Annotated in this window: 8 protein-coding genes; 3 read left to right on the top strand and 5 right to left on the bottom strand. The window is 52.6% G+C overall.

Annotation, left to right across the window (positions count from 1 at the left end; all coding sequences use genetic code 11):
• A partial coding sequence (locus tag M989_RS26010; protein ID WP_209438753.1) for a hypothetical protein occupies window positions 1-201 on the top strand: 201 nt, incomplete at its 5' end.
• Between the two features lie 18 nt (window positions 202-219).
• Here M989_RS26010 and M989_RS04920 read toward each other — a convergent pair.
• The 3 genes from M989_RS04920 to M989_RS04910 all read right to left on the bottom strand — a co-directional run bounded on the left by M989_RS04920 (window position 220) and on the right by M989_RS04910 (window position 3,583).
• Complete coding sequence (locus M989_RS04920; RefSeq protein WP_064542902.1) at window positions 220-936, bottom strand: oligogalacturonate-specific porin KdgM family protein; 717 nt, start codon at window positions 934-936, stop codon at window positions 220-222.
• Window positions 937-1,415: 479 nt separating this feature from the next.
• Entirely contained in the window at window positions 1,416-2,603 is a 1,188-nt protein-coding gene (locus tag M989_RS04915; RefSeq protein ID WP_064542899.1) for an acetyl-CoA C-acetyltransferase, read from the bottom strand.
• 110 nt (window positions 2,604-2,713) lie between these two features.
• Complete coding sequence (locus M989_RS04910) at window positions 2,714-3,583, bottom strand: LysR family transcriptional regulator (RefSeq protein WP_064542896.1); 870 nt, start codon at window positions 3,581-3,583, stop codon at window positions 2,714-2,716.
• A 94-nt stretch (window positions 3,584-3,677) separates the two neighbouring features.
• Here M989_RS04910 and M989_RS04905 point away from each other — a divergent pair, with 94 nt between their 5' ends.
• On the top strand, window positions 3,678-4,139 hold the full coding sequence (locus M989_RS04905) for a multidrug/biocide efflux PACE transporter (protein WP_064542893.1): 462 nt from the start codon (window positions 3,678-3,680) through the stop codon (window positions 4,137-4,139).
• A gap of 111 nt (window positions 4,140-4,250) precedes the next feature.
• Window positions 4,251-5,480, top strand: coding sequence for an amino acid permease (locus M989_RS04900; RefSeq protein WP_064542890.1), 1,230 nt, complete (start codon window positions 4,251-4,253; stop codon window positions 5,478-5,480).
• Between the two features lie 72 nt (window positions 5,481-5,552).
• On the opposite strand, the gene mqo is transcribed toward M989_RS04900, so the two are convergent.
• Both mqo and M989_RS04890 read right to left on the bottom strand, forming a co-directional pair.
• A complete protein-coding gene (gene mqo, locus M989_RS04895; protein ID WP_064542887.1) occupies window positions 5,553-7,211 on the bottom strand; it encodes a malate dehydrogenase (quinone) in 1,659 nt (552 codons plus the stop codon).
• 192 nt (window positions 7,212-7,403) lie between these two features.
• On the bottom strand, window positions 7,404-8,174 hold the full coding sequence (locus tag M989_RS04890; RefSeq protein ID WP_064542884.1) for an ABC transporter ATP-binding protein: 771 nt from the start codon (window positions 8,172-8,174) through the stop codon (window positions 7,404-7,406).
• Window positions 8,175-8,216 lie beyond the last annotated feature (42 nt).

Genomic DNA, 8,216 nt, shown 5'->3' with positions numbered 1-8,216 from the left:
ACAATTTATGTGGCGAGAGCTGAAAAGGAGCGCAATGGAGTGATTAATCCAAATGCACCTCCCTTTTCCCTGATAACTGTCACCGGCGATCTGTGTACAAGAGATAGTTTTAGGGAGAAGAGTCTTTTAGTGTGCGCAGTACCTTCGTTCGCCACAAAAACGAAAACCCCCGGCCAAATGCTCCGGGGGGAAAACGGATGAGGGTCCGGTTTTGTTTATTTAGAAGGAGTAAGCCACACCAACACGCAGACGGGTCTGACGTTCATCGGTCGATTTCACACCCACGTTGCCCACTTCAAAATACGGGGACCAGTTTTTGTCCCACTTGTAGGCCATCTTAGCGTTATATTCGGTGCTGTACGGTTTATTATCGTTACGATACAGGCTCTTATGATTATCATCAGCTACGGTACTGCGTGCATAAACGTAGTTCAGTTCTACACGCCAGTCGCCCATCGCCCAGCCAACCCAGGTATCCACTTTATTGACTTTATCATCCACGCCGCCGCCGTTGCTGGAGGTTGCCGGTACACGGGTATATTCATAACGGTAACGCGCCGCCACATAAAAACCATTATCAAAGCTGTACTGCGCGTGCAGATACGGTTTATAGATGGAGAAGCTGTCTTTACTCTCAATATTAAAGCCTGGGTTCAGGGCGAAGTTATCCGTCGCCTTCCAGCGCCAGTTAATGGATTCTTCGTGACCATTCCCCACCATTTCGTTAAACGGACGATCCTGTTTATCAGTATCACCACCCGTTTTCCATTTTGCTTCGACGCCAAAACCAAGACCGTTATCAAACCGATGAGATACCGCAACACGGTCAGCGTTTGAACCGCTGTCAATATATTCATGACGCAGGTCAACGGTTACCGCAGATGCAGCGAAAGACATGCCAGATAATACGGCCAGGGCCAGAGTTTTCTTTAACATTTGCCATCCCTCAATTGAAATTATGTTTCTTTTTTATGAAATTGGATTTTATTTTTTCCAAATTTCTATTTTAGTGATCGAGATCGTAATTATTTGTTTCAGAAAATCTGGCACAGAGAGGACGTGATAAAGCTCAACAAAAAACAGACATAACCCTCAAAAAATAAAACTTAGATCACAAAGATTTATTTTACATGAATTAAATTTTCTATAATTTACTTAATTTACATTAACTTACCAAAAAAGAAGTAACATGAGTTATTCTTAGCAATAGTAATAATTTATGTTTAAGCAATGACTCGGCTAAGCATTTACTCATTCATATCTCTTACAAATGACACAAATAAAAATAAATATATAAAGGAAGGAACTAGACACGAATACTTTCGTGGTCTCTTAACTCAGCGTATAGAAACAAAAAAAGACCTCGAATGAGGTCTTTTTGAAAGGGAAAAAAGAATGGAGAAACTAAAGCAGAGTTACTGAATGTCTCGCTCGACGGCAAGGGCAACCCCCTGACCACCACCGATGCACAGCGTCGCCAGGCCTTTACGTGCATCGCGTTTAATCATCTCGTGAACCAGAGAAACCAGGATTCGGCAGCCCGATGCGCCTATCGGATGCCCCAGAGCAATCGCCCCGCCGTTGACGTTAACCTTCTGCTCGTTCCATTCCAGCATTTTACCCACCGAAATGGCCTGCGCGGCGAAAGCTTCATTAGCCTCAATCAAGTCAACATCATTCAACTGCCATCCTGCACGCTCCAGGCATCGTCGCGTGGCATAAACCGGTGCAATCCCCATTAACGCGGGATCCACCCCCACGCTGGCAAACGCACGGATCCGCGCCAGGATAGGTAACCCCAATTCAAGCGCTTTGCTTTCGCTCATCATCAACACCGCCGCCGCGCCGTCGTTAATCGACGAAGCGTTACCCACCGTCACCGAGCCCGACAGATCGAAAGATGGGCTCAGACGCGCCAGTGCTTCCGCGCTGGCATCGGTTTGCGGCTGCTCATCGGTATCGACAATCTGCGGCTGACCACCAGGCTGTGGGTTTATCACCGGAACGATTTCGTCGCGAAAGCGCCCCGAGTCGATAGCCTTGCGGGCTTTATGCTGTGAGCTTAACGCCCAGGCATCCTGCTGCTCGCGGCTGATGCCATACTCACGCGCCAGATTTTCCGCCGTAACGCCCATATGATAATCGTTGAAGGCGTCCCACAGGCCATCATGCACCAGGCTATCGATAAGTTGGCTATTGCCCAACTGCGCGCCGGTGCGGCTGTCGGTCAACACGTGCGGCGCGCGGCTCATATTTTCTTGCCCGCCGGCGATAACCACATCGGCTTCACCGCATTGAATCGCCTGGGTCGCCAGATGCAGCGCCTTCAGCCCCGATCCACAGACGTCGTTAATGGTGATGGCCGATACGGTATTCGGCAGCCCCCCTTTTATCGCGGACTGCCGCGCCGGGTTTTGCCCGGTACCTGCGGTCAGAACCTGGCCAATAATCACTTCGTCGATCGACGTCGCGGCAATGCCGCTGCGTTCGACCAACGCGTTGATCACCAGGCTACCCAGTTCGACGGCGGAATGACGCGCAAGCGCCCCCTGAAAACAGCCGATGGGCGTACGGACAGCACCTACGATAACGACATCTTTCATCTCAACCTCAGCGCAAAATAACCTGCGTATAGTAGATGATTGTTATCAACTTTTTTCGCAATTGTTTAAAAAAGTGAGTCTTATCACAAAGGAATTGCTTATCGTATGCGCTACGTCGACACCTGCTGGAGGTACTGACGCAGCCAGCTTCCCGCCGCGCCCAGGGGAGCCTCTTTATGCCAGAGCAAATCGATAGAAACCGACATGGGCCAGCCCGTAATATCCAGCATAGTCAGCTCCGCCGAACTGGCAAATTCATCCACCAGCGCACAGGGCAACACGCACCATCCCAGCCCCTGCGCCGCCATGCTCAACAGCATCAGATAGTTGGGTGCCGACCATACCGGCCCGCGCGCGGGTGCTGAGCGATTCTCCAGATAGGTATTCAACCGCAGCTCGCGCCACGTGCGCAGTTGCTCCCACTCCACGCGGGCCTGCGCGGTCAGAGGATGATCGGGAGAGACATAGACCGCCATGCGCGTCTGCATCGGCAGGCGGGTATGACCAATATCGGTCGGATAGTCGTCGCGCGCCTCAATCAACCCCACCTGCGCGCGGCCTTTTTGCAACAGATCGACCACATCATCATCCTCCCCCACCAGACATTCAAACTCGGTATGCGGGAAGCGACGGTCGAACTGCGCCAGCAGATCTTCCAGCACGTCCGGATGCAGAGTATCCGACAGTACAAAGGTTAAACGCGCTTCCGTTTCACCGCGCAATGAAACCGCCAGCTCATCAAGCCGTTCACTGGCGGCGAGGATCGCCTGCACGTAGCTCAGCACCCGCTGGCCTTCCGGGGTCAATACCGGTTGGCGCGCAGAACGATCGAACAATGTGACGCCGAGATCCACCTCCAGATGGGCGATGGCGGTACTGATCGTCGACTGACTTTTGCGTAGACGGCGCCCCGCGGCGGAAAAGGAACCGCAGGAGACGGTTTCAACGAAGGCGGTCAGAGCTTCGGGGGAATAGCGCATGAAGTATCTACTTTATCGATGGATTCTATCTTTTACTTATCACATTTACCCATAAAATGCGCATAACAGTGTTCAATAAAACGAAGGTCATCAGATGCAACACGATTTATTACATCGCAGAAAGCTCCCGGAGCGTATTTTCCACGCCGTGTGCTTTGAAGGGATCGCCACCGCGATCCTCGCCCCTACCGCCGCCTGGCTGATGCAGCGGTCCGTGCTGGAAATGGGGGGGCTCACGATTATTCTGGCCACCACCGCCATGGTGTGGAACATCATCTACAACGCCGTTTTCGACCGCCTGTGGCCGGTCACTCGCGTAAAGCGGACGGCAAAAGTGCGCGCCCTGCACGCCCTGGGATTTGAGTGTGGGTTTATCGTCATCGGCGTCAGCATCGTGTCGTTCGTGCTGGGGGTGACGTTGCTGCAGGCACTCACGCTGGAGATTGGCTTCTTCCTGTTTTTCCTGCCTTACACCATGCTCTACAACTGGGCGTACGATACGCTACGCGATCGCATCATCAAACGCCGCCAACAGAATCTTTACGCACAAAATTAGTCTTCTTTTCAGGCCGATAACAAGCGGCCTGAAAATGTTCAGCCACACGAAAAGCTAATTATGGTAAATTGTCCGCCATTTTTTTGGTTTTATGGTTGATATATTCAGATAATGTCTAAAATTTGGTCTAAAGACGAAACTCTATGGAGCTTTGCCCTATATGGCACTGCCGTCGGAGCGGGCACCCTTTTCCTGCCCATCCAGCTAGGGGCCGCCGGTGCGGTAGTTCTGTTTATCACCGCACTGGTTGCATGGCCGTTAACGTACTGGCCGCACCGCGCTTTATGTCAGTTCATCCTTTCGGCTAACACGCCGGCAAGCGTTGGGATTACCGGCGCCGTCACCCACTACTATGGCAAAAAGATCGGCAGTTTAATCACCGCGCTCTATTTCATTGCCTTTTTCGTGGTGGTCTTGATCTACGCCGTCGCTATCACCAATTCGCTGGCCGAGCAGATTTCCCGCTATACGCCCGTCGATTTACCCTTGCGTGCATTGATTAGCCTGGGCGTGGTGCTGCTGCTGAACCTGATCTTCCTGACCGGTCGACAAACCACTATCCGCGTGATGGGCATGCTGGTGTTCCCGCTGATCGCCTACTTCCTGTTCTTATCCATCTATTTGACCGGAAGCTGGCAGCCGTCGCTGCTGACCACGCAGATGGAGGTCAACACGCAAACCTTGCATCAGGTGTGGTTGTCCATCCCCGTGATGGTTTTCGCTTTTAGCCATACGCCGATTATTTCGACTTTCGCCATCGACCGTCGAGAGAAATACGGCGAGCAAGCCATGGGTAAATGCAAAAAAATCATGAAGGTGGCGTATTTGGTTATCTGCCTGAGCGTGCTGTTCTTTGTATTCAGCTGTCTGCTCTCGATTCCGCCGTCATACATTACTACCGCAAAAGAGGAAGGCGTTACCATCCTCTCCGCGCTGTCGATGATGCCCAACTCTCCGGGCTGGTTGTCCATTTCCGGCATTATTGTGGCAGTCGTGGCAATGTCAAAATCGTTCCTCGGCACCTATTTTGGCGTGATTGAAGGGGCGAGTGAGATGGTGAAAGCGTCGCTGAATCAGGTTGGCGTGCGTAAGAGCCGCTCGTTCAACCGCGGGCTATCTATCCTGCTGGTATCCGCAGTAACGTTCATCGTCTGCTGCATTAACCCGAACGCGATTTCGATGATCTACGCCATCAGCGGCCCGCTGATCGCCATGATTCTGTTTATCATGCCGACGCTGTCGACTTACCTGCTCCCGGCGCTGAAGCCTTACCGCTCCATCGGTAGCCTGATTACGCTGATTGTCGGGTTGATGTGCGTATCGGTGATGTTTTTAGGCTGAACAATATTTGATGTAAAAAAGACCTGCCGGGGTAACCCGCCAGGTCTTTTTTATCACCGGAAAACGATGGGTTTACAGCGCCATATCGTGCTGCGGCGATGCGCTGGCCGGCTGCTCTTCAGCCGGTTTAGCCTGCGCAACCGGGGCGGCTGGCATCTCGATTACCGGCGGTTTGGTCAGTTCCAGCGTCGCGGCGGTGTCGTTCCACACCTGCTGGGTCAGCGCCACGTTGCCGTTCAGGTTCTGGCCAAAGCTCGGGATAATACTGTGGATTTTGCTCTGCCACTCCGGTGAGTTGAACTGTTCCGGGAACAGCTTCTTAATCACGTTGAGGGTGATAGGCGCGGCGGTAGAGGCCCCCGGTGATGCGCCCAGCAGCGCTGAAATGGTGCGCTGCTGATCCACCACCACTTCGGTACCCAGCTTCAACACGCCGCCTTTATCCGCATCTTTCTTGATGATCTGCACGCGCTGACCGGCCTGAATCAACTTCCAGTCCTCTTTACGCGCCTGCGGATAGTACTCTTTCAGCGCCGCAAAGCGGTCATCGTCGCTCAACATCACCTGGCTGATGAGGTATTTCACCAGGTCGAAATTATCCAGACCCACGTGGGTCATCGGCATGACGTTGCTGGTTGTGGTCGTGCTCAGCAGATCGAAGAACGAACCTTGTTTCAGGAACTTCGTGGAGAAGGTCGCGAACGGCCCGAACAGCACCACGCGTTTACCGTCGATAAAGCGTGCATCAATGTGCGGCACCGACATCGGCGGCGCGCCCACGGAAGCCTGACCGTAAACTTTTTCCATATGCTGACGGGTCACGTCCGGGTTTTCGGTCATCAGGAAGGAACCGCCCACCGGGAAGCCCGCGTAGTTATCCGCTTCCGGAATACCGGTTTTTTGCAGTAGCTTCAATGCGCCGCCGCCTGCGCCGATGAAGACATACTTCGCGTCAATAGCATGCTGTTTGCCGCTGTTGACGTCTTCAATAGTCACGTGCCAGGAGTTATCGCCGTTGCGCTTAAATTCTGTCACTTCAGAGGAAGTTTGCAGCGTAAAGTGTTCGTTCTTTTGCAGGCTACCGATCAGCTGGCGGGTAATTTCACCGTAGTTGACGTCAGTACCGACCGGCGTCCAGGTGGCAGCCACCTTCTGCTGCGGATCGCGACCGGCCATGACCAGCGGCGCCCACTGGGCAATTTGCTGATGATCGGTAGAGAATTTCATGCCCTGAAACAGCGTAGTTTTTTGCAGCGCATCGTAGCGTTTGCCGAGATATTCCACATTTTTATCGCCCCACACAAAACTCATATGTGGAGTGGAATTAATAAAGGAGTGCGGATTATTCAATACGCCGCGCTTCACCTGCGCCGACCAGAACTGGCGCGAGATCATAAACTGTTCGTTAATTTCCAGCGCTTTAGTGACATCAATGCTGCCATCCGGGCGCTGCGGCGTGTAGTTTAATTCCATGTTAGCCGAGTGACCGGTACCGGCGTTATTCCAGCCGTTAGATGATTCTAATGCGACTTTATCGAGTTTCTCGACCATCACCTGCTTCCAGTCCGGCTGCAGCTCCTGAAGCCAGGTGCCCAGAGAGGCGCTCATGATGCCGCCGCCAATGAGCAGAACATCGGTTTTTTGCGTGGTTTCAGTATTGGCGTAAGCAGCGGAATTGACCAGCAGGGCGATGGTGGCGAGAGAAAATAGTTTTTTATTAATAGCAGGCATAATGATGATATTCGCATAGCTAAATGTAATGAGTGCGACAATAGTAGCGCACTTTTACATTATTTTAAAATATCACCCATTATTTAACAAAAAACATTAACAAATAGACTTTGGCTGCTTTTTTTAATTAAAAAAAGCAGCCTTACAGTTTGCGCGGAAATTAAATTAAGCTACGTATATTACAAACAATAATTAATGCAGACCAAACTCAGCCATTAATTGCTGACGCAGGACGACGAACTCTGTGCTGCTACGTTCGCGCGGGCGTGGCAGCGAAACTTCAATAGTGCGAATCGGGTCGCCCTTAATTTTCGGCAGAATCAGCACCCGGTCAGCGAGATAAATCGCCTCTTCCAGATCGTGCGTCACCAGCACCATCGTCATCTTTTCCGCATCACGAATACGAACAAGCTCTTCCTGCATGGTGATTTTAGTCATCGCATCCAGCGCGCCCAGCGGTTCATCCAGCAGCAGAATTTCTGGCTGAATGGTCAGGGCGCGGGCAATTCCCACACGCTGAGCCATGCCGCCGGAAAGTTGGTTCGGCAGCGCCTGCTCGCAGTGGCTGAGGCCCACCAGCTCAATCGCCTCTTTCGCCCGCGCTCTGGCCTGCTTGCGCGGCACGCCCTGTACGTCGAGGCTGAAGCTGACATTCTCCAGCACCGTCAACCATGGCAGCAGGCGTGGCTCCTGGAAAATCACCGCGCGCTCGCGGCTCATGCCATGCACCGCCTGACCGTCAATCACCACGTCGCCCGCATCCGGCGTTTCCAGCCCCGCCAGAATACGCAGCAGCGTGGTTTTCCCGCAGCCGCTCGGCCCAACGATGGCAATGCTCTGCCCGCTCTCAATCTGTAAGTTGAGGTCGCGGAAAACGTCGAACGGTTTACCTTCCAGCGAGAACGTTTTGCGTAAGCTACGAATCGAAATATCGCCGCGTGGCGTCTGAAGTGTCGCAGTCATCACACACCTTCCGTTTTCAGCAAAATATTAGAGGCTTTGAGC

This window comes from Kluyvera georgiana ATCC 51603 (assembly GCF_001654985.1).
GTDB lineage: Bacteria > Pseudomonadota > Gammaproteobacteria > Enterobacterales > Enterobacteriaceae > Kluyvera > Kluyvera georgiana.
This window is presented reverse-complemented; position numbering and strand designations above follow the sequence as displayed.

Excerpts from the sequence above, each read along its gene's own strand:
- M989_RS04920 (WP_064542902.1), bottom strand. The coding sequence starts at position 936 with ATGTTAAAGAAAACTCTGGCCCTGGCCGTATTATCTGGCATGTCTTTC.
- M989_RS04915 (WP_064542899.1), bottom strand. The coding sequence starts at position 2,603 with ATGAAAGATGTCGTTATCGTAGGTGCTGTCCGTACGCCCATCGGCTGT.
- M989_RS04910 (WP_064542896.1), bottom strand. The coding sequence starts at position 3,583 with ATGCGCTATTCCCCCGAAGCTCTGACCGCCTTCGTTGAAACCGTCTCC.
- M989_RS04905 (WP_064542893.1), top strand. The coding sequence starts at position 3,678 with ATGCAACACGATTTATTACATCGCAGAAAGCTCCCGGAGCGTATTTTC.
- M989_RS04900 (WP_064542890.1), top strand. The coding sequence starts at position 4,251 with ATGTCTAAAATTTGGTCTAAAGACGAAACTCTATGGAGCTTTGCCCTA.
- mqo (WP_064542887.1), bottom strand. The coding sequence starts at position 7,211 with ATGCCTGCTATTAATAAAAAACTATTTTCTCTCGCCACCATCGCCCTG.
- M989_RS04890 (WP_064542884.1), bottom strand. The coding sequence starts at position 8,174 with ATGACTGCGACACTTCAGACGCCACGCGGCGATATTTCGATTCGTAGC.